Annotated in this window: 17 protein-coding genes; 6 read left to right on the forward strand and 11 right to left on the reverse strand. The window is 73.0% G+C overall.

What is annotated here, in order from left to right:
* Positions 1–8 precede the first annotated feature (8 nt).
* Both ACGF1Z_RS18465 and ACGF1Z_RS18470 read right to left on the reverse strand, forming a co-directional pair.
* Positions 9–1,328, reverse strand: a complete 1,320-nt coding sequence (locus tag ACGF1Z_RS18465) for an MFS transporter (protein ID WP_393005109.1) — start codon at positions 1,326–1,328, stop codon at positions 9–11.
* 79 nt (positions 1,329–1,407) lie between these two features.
* Positions 1,408–2,697, reverse strand: coding sequence for an MFS transporter (locus ACGF1Z_RS18470; RefSeq protein WP_393005660.1), 1,290 nt, complete (start codon positions 2,695–2,697; stop codon positions 1,408–1,410).
* Between the two features lie 73 nt (positions 2,698–2,770).
* Here ACGF1Z_RS18470 and ACGF1Z_RS18475 point away from each other — a divergent pair, with 73 nt between their 5' ends.
* Positions 2,771–3,748 carry a GlxA family transcriptional regulator gene (locus tag ACGF1Z_RS18475; RefSeq protein ID WP_393005662.1) on the forward strand — a complete coding sequence of 326 codons (978 nt, stop codon included), beginning with the start codon at positions 2,771–2,773 and terminating at the stop codon, positions 3,746–3,748.
* A gap of 24 nt (positions 3,749–3,772) precedes the next feature.
* Here ACGF1Z_RS18475 and ACGF1Z_RS18480 read toward each other — a convergent pair whose 3' ends face one another.
* Positions 3,773–4,822, reverse strand: a complete 1,050-nt coding sequence (locus tag ACGF1Z_RS18480; protein WP_393005111.1) for a Zn-dependent alcohol dehydrogenase — start codon at positions 4,820–4,822, stop codon at positions 3,773–3,775.
* Positions 4,819–5,751 (reverse strand): SDR family oxidoreductase, encoded by a 933-nt coding sequence (locus tag ACGF1Z_RS18485; RefSeq protein WP_393005113.1) that lies wholly within the window; start codon positions 5,749–5,751, stop codon positions 4,819–4,821. The genes ACGF1Z_RS18480 and ACGF1Z_RS18485 overlap by 4 nt, the downstream gene beginning before the upstream one ends.
* 102 nt (positions 5,752–5,853) lie before the next feature.
* Between ACGF1Z_RS18485 and ACGF1Z_RS18490 the strand changes: the two genes are divergently transcribed.
* The gene (locus tag ACGF1Z_RS18490) at positions 5,854–6,837 is read left to right on the forward strand and encodes a cyclase family protein (protein ID WP_393005115.1); all 984 of its coding nucleotides are present in this window, start codon (positions 5,854–5,856) and stop codon (positions 6,835–6,837) included.
* Between the two features lie 179 nt (positions 6,838–7,016).
* Here the strand turns inward: ACGF1Z_RS18490 and ACGF1Z_RS18495 are convergent, their stop codons facing one another.
* From ACGF1Z_RS18495 to ACGF1Z_RS18510, 4 genes are all read right to left on the reverse strand, one after another.
* Positions 7,017–7,451: an ATP-binding protein gene (locus tag ACGF1Z_RS18495; protein ID WP_393005117.1), complete on the reverse strand. Its 435-nt coding sequence runs from the start codon at positions 7,449–7,451 to the stop codon at positions 7,017–7,019.
* Between the two features lie 377 nt (positions 7,452–7,828).
* A complete protein-coding gene (locus tag ACGF1Z_RS18500) occupies positions 7,829–8,692 on the reverse strand; it encodes an acyl-CoA dehydrogenase family protein (protein ID WP_393005119.1) in 864 nt (287 codons plus the stop codon).
* A 7-nt stretch (positions 8,693–8,699) separates the two neighbouring features.
* On the reverse strand, positions 8,700–9,833 hold the full coding sequence (locus tag ACGF1Z_RS18505; RefSeq protein ID WP_393005121.1) for an acyl-CoA dehydrogenase family protein: 1,134 nt from the start codon (positions 9,831–9,833) through the stop codon (positions 8,700–8,702).
* Entirely contained in the window at positions 9,833–11,023 is a 1,191-nt protein-coding gene (locus tag ACGF1Z_RS18510; RefSeq protein ID WP_393005123.1) for an amidohydrolase family protein, read from the reverse strand. Before ACGF1Z_RS18510 ends, ACGF1Z_RS18505 begins: the two co-directional genes overlap by 1 nt.
* Positions 11,024–11,172: 149 nt before the next feature.
* Between ACGF1Z_RS18510 and ACGF1Z_RS18515 the strand changes: the two genes are divergently transcribed.
* The gene (locus ACGF1Z_RS18515; protein ID WP_393005125.1) at positions 11,173–12,690 is read left to right on the forward strand and encodes a class I adenylate-forming enzyme family protein; all 1,518 of its coding nucleotides are present in this window, start codon (positions 11,173–11,175) and stop codon (positions 12,688–12,690) included.
* Positions 12,691–12,744: 54 nt separating this feature from the next.
* On the opposite strand, the gene ACGF1Z_RS18520 is transcribed toward ACGF1Z_RS18515, so the two are convergent.
* Complete coding sequence (locus ACGF1Z_RS18520) at positions 12,745–13,119, reverse strand: STAS domain-containing protein (protein ID WP_393005127.1); 375 nt, start codon at positions 13,117–13,119, stop codon at positions 12,745–12,747.
* Positions 13,120–13,331: 212 nt separating this feature from the next.
* Here ACGF1Z_RS18520 and ACGF1Z_RS18525 point away from each other — a divergent pair, with 212 nt between their 5' ends.
* Both ACGF1Z_RS18525 and ACGF1Z_RS18530 read left to right on the forward strand, forming a co-directional pair.
* On the forward strand, positions 13,332–13,925 hold the full coding sequence (locus tag ACGF1Z_RS18525; protein WP_393005129.1) for a sigma-70 family RNA polymerase sigma factor: 594 nt from the start codon (positions 13,332–13,334) through the stop codon (positions 13,923–13,925).
* Positions 13,922–15,250 carry a zf-HC2 domain-containing protein gene (locus ACGF1Z_RS18530; protein ID WP_393005131.1) on the forward strand — a complete coding sequence of 443 codons (1,329 nt, stop codon included), beginning with the start codon at positions 13,922–13,924 and terminating at the stop codon, positions 15,248–15,250. The genes ACGF1Z_RS18525 and ACGF1Z_RS18530 overlap by 4 nt, the downstream gene beginning before the upstream one ends.
* Before the next feature lie 19 nt (positions 15,251–15,269).
* On the opposite strand, the gene purU is transcribed toward ACGF1Z_RS18530, so the two are convergent.
* Positions 15,270–16,121, reverse strand: a complete 852-nt coding sequence (gene purU / locus ACGF1Z_RS18535) for a formyltetrahydrofolate deformylase (RefSeq protein WP_393005133.1) — start codon at positions 16,119–16,121, stop codon at positions 15,270–15,272.
* 156 nt (positions 16,122–16,277) lie between these two features.
* On the reverse strand, positions 16,278–16,796 hold the full coding sequence (locus tag ACGF1Z_RS18540) for a hypothetical protein (protein WP_393005135.1): 519 nt from the start codon (positions 16,794–16,796) through the stop codon (positions 16,278–16,280).
* Positions 16,797–16,929: 133 nt separating this feature from the next.
* Between ACGF1Z_RS18540 and ACGF1Z_RS18545 the strand changes: the two genes are divergently transcribed.
* Positions 16,930–18,192 carry an ABC transporter substrate-binding protein gene (locus ACGF1Z_RS18545; RefSeq protein ID WP_393005137.1) on the forward strand — a complete coding sequence of 421 codons (1,263 nt, stop codon included), beginning with the start codon at positions 16,930–16,932 and terminating at the stop codon, positions 18,190–18,192.
* Positions 18,193–18,202 lie beyond the last annotated feature (10 nt).

An 18,202-nucleotide genomic window follows, 5' to 3' on the forward strand; every position in this document is an offset into this window, starting at 1 on the left:
GAACCGGGTCAGACCGCCGGGAGCGGCCGCGCGCCGGGGCGCCGGATCACCAGGGCCATCAGCGCCGCCGCCGCGCACAGGGCACCCGAGGCGTACCAGACGAGGTCGTACGAGCCGAAGACGTCGCGGGCGACGCCGCCCGCGAAGGCGATGACGGCGGCGCCGACCTGGTGGGAGGCGAGGACCCAGCCGAAGACGATGGCGCTGTCCTCGCCGTAGTGCTCACGGCACAGGGCGATGGTCGGCGGGACCGTGGCGACCCAGTCGAGACCGTAGAAGACGATGAAGAAGAGCATCGGCGGGTGCACGGAGGGGGCCATGAGCATCGGGAGGAAGAGGAGCGAGACGCCGCGCAGGGCGTAGTAGACGGCGAGCAGGCGGCGCGGCGAGAAGCGGTCGGTGAACCAGCCGGAGGCGATCGTGCCGACGACGTCGAAGACGCCGATGACCGCGAGGAGTCCGGCCGCCGCCTGGACGGGCATGCCGTGGTCGTGGGCGGCGGGCACGAAGTGGGTCTTGACGAGGCCGTTCGTGGAGGCGCCGCAGATCGCGAAGGTGCCGGCGAGCAGCCAGAACGGGCCGGTGCGGGCCGCCTTGAGGAGGACGGTGACCGCGCGGCGCGCGGCACCGGTGACGGGCGCCGGCTTCTCGGCGTACTCCCCGCCGTACGGGGCGAGGCCCGTGTCGGCCGGATGGTCGCGCAGCAGCAGCCACACGAACGGGACGACGGCGAGCGCCGCGAGGGCGACGGTCACGGCGGCCGGGCGCCAGCCGTGGTGCTCGACCAGCCAGGACAGCAGCGGCAGGAAGACCAGCTGGCCGGAGGCGCCGGCCGCCGTGAGGATGCCGGTGACCAGGCCGCGCCTCGCCACGAACCAGCGGTTGGTGACCGTCGCGGCGAAGGCGAGCGCCATGGAGCCGCTGCCGAGGCCGACGAGGACGCCCCAGTAGAGGACCAGCTGCCAGGTCGCCGTCATCCACACGGTCAGGAGCGAGCCGAGCGCGATGACGCTCAGCGCCGCCGCGACGACCCGGCGGATGCCGAAGCGGTCCATGAGCGCGGCCGCGAACGGTGCCGTCAGGCCGTACAGCGCCAGGTTCACCGAGACCGCGAAGCCGATCGCGCCGCGCGACCAGTGGAACTCCCCGTGCAGCGGCTCGATGAGCAGCCCGGGCAGGGAGGCGAAGGCCGCCGCGCCGATGATCGTGACGAAGGTGACGGCGGCGACGAACCACGCCCGGTGGACGCGGGGCGCGCGGCCGGGACCGCCGGGAACACGGGTGGGGGGCGGGCCGGAGGCGGCGGGGGTCTCGGTTGTCTGGGTCACGTCACCCAGACTCGCCGGTCGGGCCCGGCCACGCCATTGGCCCGAATGACAGCTTTCCAACGGATCGGGCCATGTCCGGTCACCCCCGGGGCGCCGCCCTCGGCAGCGTCCTGATCGGGCGCACCGCCAGTAGCGCCACCACCACCAGCACCGCGATGCCCGCCCCCGAGAGCAGCACCTCGTGCGTGCCCACCACGGCCGCCACCGGACCCGACAGGGCCCGGCCGACGCCCATCATCAGCAGGGATCCGGCCACGTCGTACGCGTGCATACGGTTCAGCGCGTCCTGCGGGACGTGCGTCTGGACCGAGGTCGACCACATGACCAGCCAGAAGGCGAAGGCCGCGCCGCCGACGAACTGACCCGCACCGAGCAGCGGCACCGGCGCGCCCGTACCGAGCAGCGTCAGGCTGACCGGCAGACCGAGCAGCGCGACCGCACCGGCGGCGAGCGGGCGGACCGGACGCAGCCGCAGGGCGAGCAGCCCGCCGGCGGCACTGCCCGCGCCGCCGACCGCCATCAGCACGCCGTACGTCGCCGAGCCGTGGTCCTCGGTGACCAGGCTCGCGGTGAGCGGCACCATCGGGCCGGCGACGGTCAGACCGTAGACGGTCCAGATGGCGATCACGCCCCACAGCCAGCTGCGGGAGCGGAACTCCCGCCAGCCGACTGCCAGTTCCGCGAGCATCGAGCCGCGCCGGACGGTGTCGGAGGGCACCGGGGCGATCCGCATGAGGAGGAAGCAGACGGCGCTGACCGCGAAGACGGAGGCGTTGACGGCCCAGGCCGCGCCCGCGTTCCACAGGGCGACGAGCAGACCGGCGAGGGCCGGGCCCGCCATCGTCATCAGGGCCTCGACGACCCGCAGGACGGCGTTGGCGCGCTGCACGTCGGGGGCGATGCGGGGGATCGTGGAGGCGACGCCGGGCTGGAAGAGCGCGGCGCCGACGCCGCTGACCACGGACAGCGCGTACACGGCCCACAGCGGGGGACTGCCGAGCGCGAAGGCGACCGCGAGCAGCACGGTGCCGGGCAGCCGGATCAGATCGGCGGTGATCATCATCCGGCGGGCGCTGAAACGGTCGGCGAGCACCCCGCCGAAGAGCACGAAGCAGGCGAAGGCGGCGGTCCACAGGCCGAGCGCGTAGCCGACGGCGGAGCCGGAGTGCCCGGCTCCGATGAGTCCGGCGGCGAAGGCGACCGGGACCATGCCCTCACCGAGGACGGCGACCGCGCGGGCGACGAAGAAGAGCCGGAAGTTGCGGTTCCACAGGGCGGGCGGCCCGGCCCGTCCGGATTCGGGGGGCGGCCCCGGTACGGGAATCCGTTCGGCGGCCTCAGACTGGTACGTGTTGTCCGTCACGAACAGACACACGTACCAGGGCGTGGTCTGGACCACCACTCTTTTACGGAGGGATCTCACTGTGCGACCCGTGCGGCCCCTGCGACCCCATCGCGTCGCCGTCCTCGCCCTCCCCGGCCTCCTCCCCTTCGAACTGGGGATCCCCCACCGGATCTTCGGGCGGGCCAAGGACCCGGCGGGCCGGCCGCTGTACGAGACGGTGACCTGCGCGACCGCCCCCGGCCCGGTCCCGACGGACGCCGACTTCTCCGTGCACGTCGAGCACGGCCCCGAGATCCTGGCCACGGCCGACACGGTCGTCGTCCCCGCCTCCTACGAGCTCGGCCCGGTGTACGAGGAGGGCAGGCTCGGCCCCGAGCTCGCGGCGGCCCTCACGCACATCCGGCCCGGCACGCGGCTCGTCTCCATCTGCACCGGCGGCTACGTGCTCGCCGCCGCCGGATTCCTCGACGGGCGCCCCGCCACCACCCACTGGGCCTCCGCGGACCACTTCCAGCGGCTCTTCCCGAAGGTGCGGGTGGACGCGGACGTGCTGTTCGTGGACGACGGCGACGTGCTCACCTCGGCCGGCGTCGCCGCGGGCATCGACCTGTGCCTGCACATCGTGCGCCGCGACCACGGCACGGCCGTCGCCAACGAGGTGGCCCGGCGCACCGTCGTACCCCCGCACCGGGACGGCGGCCAGGCGCAGTTCATCGCGCGGCCGGTGCCCGAGCCGGGGACCTCGACCACGACCGCGGCCCGCGCCTGGGCGCTCGCCCACCTCCACGAGCCCATCCAGCTGCGGGACCTGGCCGTACGGGAGTCGATGAGCGTGCGGACCTTCACCCGCCGCTTCCGTGACGAGGTCGGTGTCAGCCCCGGCCAGTGGCTCACCCAGCAGCGCGTGGAACGTGCCCGGCACCTGCTGGAGTCCACGGACCTGCCGGTCGACCAGATCGCCCACGACGCCGGTTTCGGCACCGCCCAGTCGCTGCGGGTGCACCTGCAGTCGGCGATCGGCGTGACCCCGACGGCCTACCGGCGCACCTTCCGGGCGGCGGACTCACCCGCCTGACGCCGGCCGTGCGGGCGCGAGCCCTCAGAAGGTGAGCACGCCCCGCGCCACCTTCCCCTGCTCCATGTCCGCCACCGCCCGGGCGAAGTCCTCGACCGGGTAGGTGGTGGTGACCAGTTCGTCGAGCAGGAGGCGTCCCGCCCCGTACAGCTCGGCGTAGAGCGCGATGTCCTTCTGCGGCCGGGAGGAGCCGTAACGGCAGCCCAGGATGGACTTGTCGAGGAACATCGCGGCCGGCAGGAACGTCGCCTCGGCCTTCGGCGCCGTCATGCCGAGCAGGATCGCCTGCCCGTGGCGGTCGAGCAGGTCGACGGCGGCGCGGACGAGCGCCGTGTGCCCGACGCACTCGAAGACGTGGTCGGCGCCGGTGGGCAGGACCTCCCGTACGGCGTCGGTGGACGTCAGGAAGTGCGTGGCGCCGAACCGCCGGGCGGGCCCCTCCTTGGCCGGGTTGGTGTCGACGGCCACGATCGTCGTCGCGCCGGCGATCCGGGCGCCCTGGAGGACGTTGAGGCCGATGCCGCCGGTGCCGATGACGACGACGCTCTCGCCCCGGTCGACCCTGGCGCGGTTGAGCACGGCGCCGACGCCGGTGAGGACGCCGCAGCCCATGAGGGCGGCGGAGGCGAGGGGGATCGCCTCGGGGATCCTCACCGCCTGGACGGCCTTGACGACGGTCCGTTCGGCGAAGGAGGAGTTGGCGGCGAACTGGAACAGCGGCGTGCCGCCCCGGGAGAACGGCTGCCCCGGCATGCCGATCGCCTTGCGGCACATGGTGGGGCGGCCCCGGTCGCAGTCGGCGCAGGCCCCGCAGTTGGCGAGGGTGGACAGGGCGACGTGGTCGCCGGGGGCGACGTGGGTGACGCCGGGGCCGACGGCCTCGACGACACCGGCGCCCTCGTGCCCGAGGACCACGGGCGACGGGAAGGGGATCGTGCCGTCGACGACGGACAGATCGCTGTGACAGAGCCCCGCGGCGGCGACGCCGACGAGCACCTCGCCGGGGCCGGGCGCACGGACCTCCAGGTCGTCGACGACCAGGACCCGCTCGCCGTCGAAGACGACACCCCTCATGATCCCTTCCCCTCACGGGCGTTGGGGCGGTCACCGGCAGCGGCCGCACGGGCCATCTCCTCCAGCTGCCGGAGCATCGGCATGGGGTCGGTCCCCACCGTCCCCGGCAGGAAGTCCGCGATCCGCTCCGGGGTCCAGGCGCCGCCCTCCGCGTAGCCGGCGCGCAGTTCGCGCGGCTGGGCCCAGACCGCGATCTTGGGCCCGGCGATCGTGTAGACCTGGCCGGTGATCCGCTCGGCCCTGGCCCGGTCGGAGAGCAGGTAGACGACGAGCGCGGCGACGTCCTCGGGCTCGCCGATCTCCTTGAGCTCCATGGGGACGTTGGCCGACATCCGGGTGCGGGCCACCGGGGCGACGGCGTTGGCCGTCACGCCGTACTTGTGCAGCCCGAGCGCGGCGCTGCGGACCAGGGAGATGATGCCGCCCTTGGCCGCGGAGTAGTTGGCCTGGGCGACCGAGCCCTGGTGGTTGCCGCTGGTGAAGCCGATGAGCGTCCCGGAAGCCTGCCGCCGCATCACGGCGGACGCGGCCCGGAAGAGGGTGAAGGTGCCCTTCAGATGCGTGGCGACCACGGGGTCCCACTCCTCCTCGGACATGTTGAAGAGCATGCGCTCGCGCAGGATGCCCGCGACGCAGACCACCCCGTCGATCCGCCCGTACTCGGCGAGCGCCACGTCGACCACGCGCTGTCCGCCCGCCATCGTCGAGATGTCGTCGGCGACGGCCACGGCCGCGCCGCCCGCCGCCTCGATCTCCTTGACGACGGACTCGGCGATCTCGCTCGTCGGTTCGCCGCCCTCGACGGAGACGCCGTAGTCGTTGACGACGACCTTCGCGCCCTCCGCCGCGCAGGCGAGGGCGACCGCACGACCGATCCCCCGGCCCGCGCCCGTCACGGCGACGACCTTTCCTGCCAAGAAGTTCCCCACGCCCGGCCCCTTCCCGCATTTTCTGACGGTCCGTTAGATTCATTCGTCGACAGGATTCTACGACCCGTCAGATACCGGAGAACAAGACCCCGGAGGCGCCCGATGTCCACCCCGCCCCCTCACCCCCCGGACCCCCAGGCCCCCCCGGCCCCTCCTCTCCCGACCCTCCCTCGCGCGTTTCACGACCTCGCCAAGCGCGTGAACAACTGGGGGCGCTGGGGCCGGGACGACGAGATCGGCACCCTCAACCTGATCACCGACGAGGTGGTGCGGGAGGCGGTCGCGACCGTCCGCACCGGCCTGCGCGTCCCGCTCGCCGTCGACCTCAAACAGGACGGCGTGCAGACCGGCGTGATCCCCGGCCGGGTCAACCCGCTGCACGTCATGGTGCAGGTCAACCAGGAACTCTTCGGCCCCGGCACCGTCGCCACCAGCGACGACGCCGTGACCCTCGGCCTCCAGGCGGGGACCCACTGGGACGCCCTCACCCACGTCTCGCACTCGGGCCGGATCTACAACGGGCGCCCCGCCGCGACCATCACCCCGCACGGGCGCTCCGAGTTCAGCGGCATCCACACCGCACGGCACGTCGTCAGCCGCGGCGTCCTGCTCGACGTGGCGGCGGCCAAGGGTGTCGACCGGCTGCCCGGCGACCACGCCGTCACCCCGGAAGACCTGGACGAGGCCGCCGAGTTCGGCGGGGTCACCGTCCGGGCCGGGGACATCGTGCTCGTGCGCACCGGACAGCTCCAGGCCTATCTGGCCGGCGACCGGCACGGTTACGCGTTCCCGTCACCCGGCCTGTCCGTCCGGACGCCCGAGTGGTTCCACGCCCGGGACGTGGCGGCCGTCGCCAACGACACGCTCACCTTCGAGATCTTCCCGCCCGAGATCGAGAACCTGTGGCTGCCCGTGCACGCCCTCCACCTCGTCGAGATGGGCATGCTCCAGGGCCAGAACTGGAATCTGGAAAAGTTGTCCACAGCCTGTGCACAGGAACGCCGCTACGGCTTCCTGCTCTCCGCGATGCCCGAGCCCTTCGTGGGCGGCACGGGCACACCGGTGGCCCCGGTCGCGGTCCTCTGAACGCGCCGACCCCGGCGCCGCACAGGAGCGTTCGCGGGTGGCGGCGCACTCGCGCGCGCCCCGAGCACGGCACGACCGCCGCCACCCGTCACGACCCGCACTCGTCGAGGGGCCGGGCCCCTCGACTCCCCTCGCAGAACGAATCGCTCACCCAAGGGTGATCAATTCGCCACGAACCGTCAACAGTGCACCCGGGCGGGTGACACCTGCGGGACGGGTCCGGCACTCGGAGCGCGGTCCACCTCGCACCAGATGCTCTTGCCGGCGCCCTCACGCTGCCAACCCCAGCGGTCCGCCAGCCCGTCCACCAGCTCCAGGCCGCGTCCGTTGGTGTCCTCGCCGTCCGCGTGCCGTGGCCGCGGCGGGCGGTCGCTCGTGTCGGCGACCTCGACCCGCACCCCGGCGCCGCCGAAGAGCATCCGCAGCACCGCCGGGCAGCCCGTGTGCACCACGGCGTTCGTCACGAGTTCGGAGATGAGCAGCACCAGCGTCTCCGCCAGCGGCTCGTCGTCCCGTATCCCCGAGCCGACCAGTCGCGACCGCGCCCACCGTCGGGCGCGCCCCACCTCTGCCGGGTCCGGCCCGACCTCCAACTGAACCTGAAGCACCTGCACCGTTCACACCATCCGAACCGGCGTCCTCGACGACCTAACGGAACGTGATTCCCTTGTGAGACAGCATGGTTGACGTACAGTCACCGCAACAAGCGCTTCGGGCATATTCCAGCGCGAAGGAGTACGCATGGTCCATACTGTGCGACGCGCGTTGCGGGGAGTCGAACAGAGGCGCGCGCCAGGCCGCCAGGGCGTGCGAGCGGCGGGCATTCCCGACCGCGGAGCCGCCGCAGGGGCGGCACCGGCGCGATCCGGACACGCAATCACTCGCATCTCACGGAGCGTACCCGAGCGGGGAGCCGACTCCGGCCCGTGACGACCGCGCCGCAGGACACAACCCGATATCGACGCTGCGTGATCCCGTGACCACCCGGCCGTCACAGCGCCGCCGCCACCGACTCCTCCGCCGCCGCCCCCGACCCCCCGCGCTCGGCCCGCACCCACGCCCGCTTCAGATGCAGGTGCACATCCGCCTCCCAGGTGAAGCCCATCCCCCCGTGCACCTGCAGGCAGTCCCGGGCACCGTCCACCGCCGCCTCGTCCGCGAGCAGCCGGGCCCCGGCGATCTCGACCGGATCGGCCGTGACGGCCGCCGCGTAGACCGCGGCCCGGGCGACCTCCGTTCGTACGAGCATCTGCGCGCACAGGTGCTTGACGGCCTGGAAGGCGCCGATCGCCTGTCCGAACTGCTCCCGGCTCCGGGCGTGGCCGACGGCCAGCTCCGTGGTCCGGGCGGCGCTGCCGAGCTGTTCGGCCGCGGTGAGCAGGGACGCCTCGTCCCCCGGCGGAGCGGCCGGGGCGGGCAGCCGGTGCAGGGGCGTCAGCGGATCCACCGACCGGACCGGTGCGGCGCCCCCGACCGGGCCGAGCACCGCGTCCGCCGCGTCCAGCCACTCGACGAGCTCCCCGTCGGCCGCCGCGACCACGACCTCCCCCTCCGCGGCCCCCGCCACCCGGCCCGCCGCGAGGTGCGTCGCGATCAGCGGCCCCGGCAGCAGGGCCCGGCCCGCCTCCTCGAAGAGGAGCACCGCCTCGGGGAGGCCGAGCCCCACCCCGCCCTCGTCCTCCGGCAGCCGCAGCGCGAAGAAGCCGGCCGCGCCGAGCTCGCGCCACAGGGCACGGTCGAGCACGCCGCCCGCGTCGACGGCGGCCCGCAGCGCGTCCCGGCCGAAGCGGCGGTCGAGCAGCTCCCGCACCCCGCGCCGCAACGCCCGCTGGTCCTCGGTGAGTCGGAAGTCCATGCGGCGGTCACCGGCCCTTCGGCAGGCCGAGGATGCGCTCGGCGACGATGTTCTGCTGGATCTGCGAGGTGCCCGCGGCGATGGTGTACGACAGGGAGGACAGCCGGTCCAGGTTCCAGTCGCGCCCCAGGTCGAGGGCGTCGGGCCCGAGGACCGCGGCGGCCGCGGCGTACAGCTCCTGGCGGGCGTGCGAGTAGCGGAGCTTGAAGACCGAGCCGCCGACGCCGGGAACCCCGCCGGTCGCCTGGGCCTCGCTGACGTTCCACTGGGTCAGCCGCCACAGGGCCTGGAACTCGGCGCCGAGCCGGCCGAGCCGGCGGCGCAGCACGGGGTCGTCCCAGCGCCCGTTCCCGCGGGCCGCGCGGGCGAGTTCGCCGAGGACGCGGCGGCAGGCGACGACCTCGCCGACGAAGGCCGTGCCGCGCTCGAAGGACAGGGTCACCATGGTGACCCGCCAGCCGTCGTTCTCCTCCCCCACCCGGTTGCCCACCGGCACCCGCACCTCGTCGAGGAACATCTCGGCGAACTCCGCCGACCCGGCGAGGGTCCGCAGCGGCCGGACCGTGATCCCGGGCGTGTCCATGGGCATCGCGAGCCAGGTGATGCCGCGGTGCTTCGGCGCGTCCGGGTCGGTGCGCACGAGGAGTTCGCACCAGTCGGCGACCTCGGCGTGCGAGGTCCAGATCTTCTGGCCGCTGACGACGTACGCGTCCCCGTCCCGTACCGCCCGGGTCCGCAGGGAGGCCAGGTCGGAGCCGGCCTCGGGCTCGCTGAAGCCCTGGCACCACACCTCGTCGCCGCGCAGCACCGGATCCAGCCAGCGCTCCCGCTGCCCGGGCGTCCCCTCGGCGGCGATCGTGGGCCCGGCGTGCAGGAGGCCGACGAAGTTGGCGCCGACGTACGGGGCGCCGGCGCGTTCGGTCTCCTCCAGGAAGATCAGCCGCTGGGTCGGGGAGGCGTCCCAGTGGACGTGCCCGTACCCGGCGTCGTACAGCCGCCGCTGCCAGCCGCAGTCGTAGGCGCGCCGGCCCGGCCAGTCGAGCGGGTCGGGCCGGTCCGGCAGGGTCGGCAGCTCGGCGGCCAGCCACTCCCGCAGCCGGGCCCGGAACTCCTCCTCCTCCGCCGTGTACGCGAGCTCCATCAGACGATTCCGAGGTCGAGCATGCGGATGGCGTTGCCGCGCATCAGCTTGTAGACCGTCTCGTCGTCGAGGCCCTTCACATGGTCGAGGGCGACCTCCTTCGTGTGCGGGAAGGTCGAGTCGACGTGCGGGTAGTCGGTCTCGAAGGTGGCGTTGTCGCGGCCGACGACGTCGAGCGAGGCGATGCCGTGCTTGTCGCGGAAGAAGCAGCAGAAGATCTGCCGGTAGTAGTACGTGGACGGCGGTTCGGGGATCAGGTCGCGGACGCCGCCCCAGGCGCGGTGCTCCTCCCACACGTCGTCGGCGCGCTCCAGGGCGTACGGGATCCAGCCCATCTGCCCTTCGCTGTAGGCCAGCTTCAGCCGCGGGAACCTCACCAGCACGCCGCTGAAGAGGAAGTCCATCATCGAGGCCATCGCGTTGTTGAAGCTGAGCGAGGCCTGGACGGCGGGCGGGGCGTCGGGCGAGGCGGCGGGCATCTGGCTGGACGAGCCGATGTGCATGTTGACCACGGTCCCGGTCTCCTGGCAGACCGCGAAGAAGGGGTCCCAGTAGCCGGAGTGGATCGACGGCAGGCCGAGGTGGGTGGGGATCTCGGAGAAGGTCACGGCCTTGACGCCGCGGGCCGCGTTGCGCCGGATCTCGGCCACCGCCAGGTCGATGTCCCACAGCGGGATGATGCACAGCGGGATGAGCCGGCCGCCGCTGTCGCCGCACCACTCCTCGACCATCCAGTCGTTGTAGGCGCGGACGCAGGCGAGGGCGACCTCCTTGTCCTGCGCCTCGGCGAAGGTCTGCCCGCAGAAGCGAGGGAAGGTGGGGAAGCAGAGCGAGGCCTCGACGTGGTTGAGGTCCATGTCGGCGAGCCGGGCCTTCGGGTCCCAGCAGCCGCGGCGCATCTCCTCGCGGGTGATCCCCTCCAGGGTCATGTCGTCGCGGTCGAAGCCGACGGCGGCGATGTTCCGCTTGTACGGGAACCGGAGGTCCTCGTAGATCCACCAGTCGGTGGGCGGGCCGTCGGGGTCCATCGTGATCCGGTACTTGCCGCCGACGTACGCGAGCTCACCGATCCCCGCGGTCAGCGGCCGGGGCCCCCGGTCCCGGTACCTGGCCGGCAGCCAGGTCTCGAAGAGATGCGCGGGCTCGATCACGTGGTCGTCGACGCTGATGATGCGGGGCAGTTCCGTCATGACCCCTCCGGTTCCTGATGACCCGTCAGATACGGGCTCCGCATCAGGCTAGCCCCGCACCCCTGGACCGACAAGGACCGGCCCTCTACGCTCTCCGCACGATCTGACGGATAGTCAGTTATGGGGAGTCGTCAGCCAGGGGAGCCGCCGTGAGCGAAGCCGAGACCGAAACCGCACGGGCCCTGGGCGCGTCCCGGACCCTCTGGGAGCTCGTCGAGCGCCGGGCCGCCCTCACCCCCGACCGGCCCGTCCTGCTCCAGGGGGACCGCACCCTCACCTTCGGCGGACTGCGCGACCGCGCCGAGCGCTGCGCCGCCGGGCTCCACGACAGGGGGGTGCGGCCCGGCAGCGTCGTCGCCTGGCAGCTGCCCACCCGGATCGAGACCGCGGTGCTCTCCTTCGCGCTGGCCCGGCTCGGAGCCGTGCAGTCGCCGGTCATCCCCTTCTACCGGGAGAAGGAGGTCGGCTTCGCGCTGCGCGAGTCCGGCGCCGAGTTCTTCGCGGTGCCCGGCGTCTGGCGCGGCTTCGACCACACCGGGATGGCCCGCCGGCTCGGCGCGCGGGGGGTCTTCGAGGCGTACGGGACCCTGCCCGAGGGCGACCCGGCCGTCCTGCCGCCGCCGCCGGCCGACGGCACCTCCGTGCGCTGGATCTACTGGACCTCCGGAACCACCTCCGACCCCAAGGGGGTCCTGCACACCGACCGTTCACTGATCGCCGGCGGCTCCTGCCTGGCCCACGCCCTGCACCTGAGCGAGGCCGACGTCGGCTCGATGGCCTTCCCCTACGCCCACATCGCGGGCCCCGACTACACCGTCATGCTGCTGCTGTACGGATTCCCCGCCGTCATGTTCGAACATTTCGCGCTGCCGGACGCGCTGGACGAGTACCGCAGGCACGGGGTCACCGTGGCCGGCGGGTCCACCGCCTTCTACGCGATGTTCCTCGCCGAGCAGCGCAAGCAGCCGGGCGAGCCGGTCATCCCCACCCTGCGGCTGCTCGCCGGCGGCGGCGCGCCCAAGCCGCCGGAGATCTACCACTCCGTCGTCCGGGAGATGGGCTGCCAGCTCACCCACGGCTACGGCATGACGGAGGTCCCCATGATCACCATGGGCGACCCCGGCGACACCCCCGAGAACCTGGCCACGACCGAGGGCCGCCCGCCCGCCGGCATGGAGATACGCATCACGGAGAACGGCGAGGTCCGGCTGCGCGGCGAGGCGGTCTGCCGCGGCTACCTCGACCCGGCGCAGACGGCGGCGGCCTTCGACGCGGACGGGTTCCTCGTCACGGGAGACGTGGGACACCTGACCGCGAGCGGCCATCTCGTCCTGACCGGGCGGATCAAGGACATCATCATCCGCAAGGGCGAGAACATCTCGGCCAAGGAGATCGAGGACCTCCTCCACGGACATCCCGGCGTCGGCGACGCCGCCGTCGTCGGCCTGCCCGACGCCGAGCGCGGCGAACGGGTCTGCGCGGTCGTCGAGCAGCCCCCGGGCGCCGCACCGCTGACCCTGGAGTCGGTGACGGCCTTCCTGCGCGAGGCCGGCCTGTCCGTCCACAAACTGCCCGAGCAGCTGGAGGTGGTGGACGCGCTGCCGCGGAACGACACCCTGCGCAAGGTGCTCAAGTACAAGCTGCGCGAGCGGTTCGGGGGGTCCTAGGTGGGCGCCTGGGCCGGCTCCCGGGAGGCGTGCGTCCGGGCGTGGGCGGGACGGTCAGGCCGAGAGGGGCGGGGCCGTGTCGTCGAGGGCGGCCGGCACGTCCGCGTACACCTCGAAGAGGCGGCGGACGCCCAGCGCGGCGAGGACCCGGTTCACGTGGGCGCCGTCCTCGGCGCCGCGGGCGGGCAGGATGAGCCGGAGGCGACCGCCGCAGGAGCGCATGAGGCGCCGGGCGGCGACGAGGACGCCCACGCCGCTGGAGTCACAGAAGTGGACCGCGGACAGGTCAAGGACCACGTCGTGGCGTCCGCCGGCCACGGCCGCGTGGACACGTCTGCGGATCAGCGGAGAGGAGACCAGGTCCACCTCTCCGCTGATCCGCAGCACGGTCCACGTTTCCTGCTCGTCCTCGTCGACCTGGATCGTCACGAGCGGCGCCTTTCAAGCGGAGGCAGTGCTTCCTGTCCCCTCCCGCTGCCCGCTGCGACCTGATCGAAACCCGAACCGCCGCGGTTGACGCTTTCCTTACCATTCGGCGATCCGTCAAGGGCGCACTTGCGGCAAAGAGAGGTGCGCCGGGTCCGGGCGCATTACTTTGGAACGTGAACTCGGGTCGGGAGGGCTGTCGGGAGGGGCTTCGAATGGCGGCGAAGAACACACCACCGCGCTGGGACCGCAGGATGCAGCAGCGGTTGGCGCGTGGTGAGGCGGCCGCGCTCGGCGAGCTCTACGACCGCTTCGCCTCCCTCGTCCACAGCCTCGCGCACCGGGTCCTCGACGACGACGAGGCCGCCGACCAGATCACCCGCGAGGTCTTCGGCTACATCTGGGAGAACCCCGACGCGTACGACCCCAAGCAGGGCAATCTGCGTTCGTGGGTGGCCCGGCTGACCCAGCGGCAGGCCGTGTACCGGCTGCGGCAGGCCGAGGCCGTGGCGTACGCGGAGCGCGGCGAGGGCTCGGCGGAGGAGCTGGAGCAGAAGGTGCGCCGCGCCTCGGTCGCGGCCCGCGCCGACTACATCGTGACGTCCATGCCGACCCCGCTGCGGCAGGCCCTGGAGCTGGCCTACTTCCAGCGCCGGGACTACCGGCAGACGGCGGCGGACCTCGGGGTGACCGAGGACGAGGCACGGCGTCGGCTGCGGCTCGGGCTGCAGCTGCTGTCGACGGCCAACACCCGCCCCCTGGAGGGCTCTTCGCCGCCCGGCACCGGCGGCCTGGGACGGGCACTGTGACCGGGGCGAACGACGATCCCGAGGAGACCGCACGCGCCCCCTGGATACCGGGCCCGCGGCCGGCCGCGGACGACCACGCCGACCTGACGTCCTCCCTGCGGGACATCCAGGACATGAGGGACGCCCGGAGCGGCCGGGACGCCGGAGCGGACCAGGGGCCTCCGGGACCCGCGGACGCCGGTGCGCCCGCCGTGCCGTCGGCCGAGGTCGCCGGGCCGGTCCCGGAACTCCCCCACCGCGTGCTCAAGTCGCTGCTCGGGGCATGGGCGCTGTCGGCCTGCTCGGCCGAGGAGACGCAGGCCGTCGAGAACCACCTCACCGAGTGCGCCCCCTGCGCGGACGAGGCGCTGCGGCTGCGCGACGCGGTCGGGCTGCTGCACGCCGAGCGCGATCTGGACCTCGACCCGCTGCTGCGCTCCCGGGTCCTGGAGAACTGCCTGGGCCGGCGCCCGGCCCGCATCCCCGTGCCGACCTGGGCCACGCCCTACGACGCGGAGACCGCGCGGCTCGACGCGCTGCTGCGGGACATCGGCGAGTCGGAGTGGCACGCGCCGGTGCGGCTCAAGTGGTTCGAGGGCGAACGCCGGCTGCACCGGAAGACGACGGTCGCCGGGGTGATCGGCCACCTGCTCGCGGTGGACGGCCTGGTGGCCGCCTCCCTCGGGCTGGACGACCCGCTGGGCGCGGGCACGGACGAGCTGTCGCCGACCGAGCGGACGGACGTCTACTGGGACTCCGCGAGCCGCCCGCCGACCCGGACCGTCCGCGAGCCCTGGCGGGAGCAGAGCCACACCCTGATCCGCACGGTCTCGTTCGCGGGCCGCGGGGTGGCGGACCTCACGGTGACGTACGGGGACTTCGCCCTGCCGCTGCGGGACTCGCTCCTGGAGCGGGCCTTCGAGTGCTGGGTGCACGCGGAGGACATCGCGCAGGCGGTGGCGTATCCGTACGACCCGCCGGCCGGCGCCCACATGCACGGCATGATCGACCTGGCGGCCCGGCTGCTCCCGGCGGCCCTGGCCGGCCGGCGCCGCGCGGGCCTGGCCTCCCCGGCCCGCGAGCTCGTCACGGCCGGCGCGCCCGGCCGCTCGCTCCACCTGGAGATCGAGGGCGCGGGCGGCGGCCACTGGTACATCGCGCTGGACTCACCGGCGGCCCTCGGCTCGCGCGACCACGCGGTGGCGCAGGTGGCGATGGACGCGGTCGAGTTCTGCCAGCTGGTCGCGGGCCACGTCCCGCCCGAGGAGGCCGCGGCGGGCCAGGACGGCGACCGCGAGGCCATCCGTGACGTGCTGTTCGCCGCGGCCTCGCTGAGCCGGCTGTAGCCGCCGCGTCCGGGACGGATCAGGCGAAGACGACGGTGCGGCGCCCGTTGAGGAGGATGCGGCGCTCCGCGTGCCACTTGACCGCGCGGGCCAGCGCCTGGCACTCCACGTCGCGGCCGACGGCGACCAGCTGGTCCGGAGTCACCTCGTGGCCGACCCGCTCGACCTCCTGCTCGATGATCGGGCCCTCGTCGAGGTCGGCCGTCACGTAGTGGGCCGTCGCGCCGATCAGCTTCACCCCGCGGGCATGCGCCTGGTGGTAGGGCTTGGCGCCCTTGAAGCTCGGGAGGAAGGAGTGGTGGATGTTGATGATCCGGCCCGAGAGCCGCTTGCACAGGTCGTCGGAGAGGACCTGCATGTAGCGGGCCAGGACGACCAGCTCGACGTTCTGCTCCTCCACCAGGGCCAGCAGCTCCGCCTCCGCCGCCGGCTTGGTGTCCTTCGTCACCGGGATGTGGCGGAAGGGGATGCCGTAGGAGCCGACCAGCTCGGCGAAGTCGGTGTGGTTGGAGACGACCGCGACGATCTCGACCGGCAGGGCGCCGATCCGGGAGCGGAACAGCAGGTCGTTCAGGCAGTGGCCGAACTTCGACACCATCAGCACGATCCGCATCGGCTCGTCGGCCCGGTCGATGTGCCAGTCCATCTGGAAGGCGTCGCCGACCGCCGTGAAGCTCGCCCGCAGCTTCTCCACCGTGACGGGGGACTCGGCCGAGAAGTGGACCCGCATGAAGAAGAGACCCGTGTCACGGTCTCCGAACTGCTGACTGTCCTCGATGTTGCATCCCGTGATGAAGAGGTAGCTCGACACGGCGTGCACGATGCCCTGTTTGTCCGGGCACGAGAGGGTGAGGACGTACTGGTCGGTCATCCGGCTAGCCTGCCACACCGGGCGGGCCCGGCCGCCCCGTCGTCCGTCTGACGGACGCCGGACGACCGCCGGACGGACACCGCACCGAGACCCGGCGACCGCCGGACGAACGGCGCGCGGAACCCCGGCGACCGCCGGACCGGCGCCGGACGGACCTCAGGCCGCGCCCGTCATGATGCGCAGGACCTCCAGCGAGCGCGGCGGCGCGTCCGGGTCCTCCTCGTCCGCCGTCGCGAGCCGTACGTGCGCCTCGCGGGCCGCCCGTACCGCCTCCGGCCAGCCGTGGTGCTCCAGGTACGCGGAGACCGGGGCGTCCGCGCCGACCTGGTGCATGATGCGCAGCACCCGCAGCACGGCCACGTCGACGAGCGCGGCCTCGCCGGAGTCGCGGAAGATCGTCCCCACGTACTTCTCGGCTGACCAGCTGTCCAGCCAGGTGTCCTCGACCAGTCGGTAGACGGCGTCGGTGACGTCGCCGAACCCGTCCTGGCCGGCCAGCCAGGTCGTCTCGTGGAACTCCGGGTCCGAGAGCATGTGCAGCGCCGAGCGCACATTGGCGCGCCAGCGCCACCACGGCATGTCGTTGAGCGGCATGCCGCCCATGGTGGAGGAGCGACGGCCGCGACGGGAAGAGTTCACCGAACCGGAGGTGGGGGTGGACGGGGTACCGGACATCGTTCGATCGTACGTTTCCCCACTGACAGCGCCGTTCCCGGCCCCGGCCGACCCCTGCAATTCACCTCGACGTCACTCGGCGTTGAGTCTCGCTCACTCCCGCGTTACCCATGAGGCGGAAGTGTGCATGGTCATGACCGGTAGGCGACTCCTTCCCCTTCTCGCGTACGTCTCGACAGCGGCGGCCGCAGCGTCGCTGCTCACCGGCTGCGGCGTACTCCCTGGTGCCACGGGGGGCTCCAGGGAGCCCGTCACCGTCATGACGTGGGCCCCCGACCAGACCCGCGCCACCAACATGCCCGGAATGCCCGCCATGGCCCAGGCCTACGCCCGCTGGGTCAACGCCAACGGCGGCATCAACGGCCACGAGCTCCGCGTCCTCACCTGCAACGAGCAGAACAGCAACTCCGGCGCCGCGGCCTGCGCGCGCCAGGCCGTCCAGGAGGGCGCCGTCGCCGTCGTCGGCTCCTACAGCCAGCACGGGCGCGCCTTCATGGCCCCCCTGGAGGGCGCCGGCATCCCCTACATCGGCGGCTACGGCATCTCCGAGGACGAGTTCACCAGCCCGCTGTCCTATCCCGTCAACGGCGGCCAGGCCTCCCTCATCGCCGGGCACGGCATGCAGCTCGCCGCGAGCTGCCGCAAGGTCTCCCTGGTCCGCCCCGACACCATCGCCGGCGACAAACTGCCCGACCTGCTCAACTCCGGCCTGCGCGACGCCAGCCACCGCGGCGCCGTCGACATCCCGGCCGTCGAGGACGCCGCCGAGTACACGGAGCAGGCCGACAAGGCCCGCAACCGGGCCGGCGGCGAGAACGGCTGCGTCACCGCCGTCCTCGGCGAGCGCACCCAGACCTTCTTCGACTCCTTCCGGCGCCTCCCGGAGCGCAAGGGCGAGGACGGCGAGTCCGTCCGCATCTCCTCCGTCCTCGGCAGCGTCGGGCAGCCGCTCATCGACCGCACCGGCGGCCCGCACAGCCCCTTCGAGGGCGCGTACGTCACCGGGTGGTACCCGGACGCCGACAGCCGGGCCTGGCAGCCGATGCGGAAGGTGATCAAGGAGCACGCCTTCGTGGACAACCGGGTCGACCCCAACGACGCGGGCGTGCAGACGACCTGGATCGCGTACACCGTCCTCCGGCAGGTGATCGAGTCGCTGGGCGGCGACAAGGTCACCGCCCTGCAGATCAGCCACGCCCTCGACCAGGGCGCCAAGATCGACACCGGCGGCCTGACACCCCCGCTGCGCTGGCGCTACGACGACCTCCTCGGCGCCCGCGACTTCCCCCGGATCGTCAACCGCGACGTGACGTTCCAGGTGGTGCGCAACGGGCGCCTCGTGGCGCAGAAGCCCGGCTTCGTCGACGTCGGCGGTACGGTCCTGGCCGCTCCGTGACGACCAGGAC

This window comes from Streptomyces sp. NPDC048018, assembly GCF_043202995.1.
GTDB lineage: Bacteria > Actinomycetota > Actinomycetes > Streptomycetales > Streptomycetaceae > Streptomyces.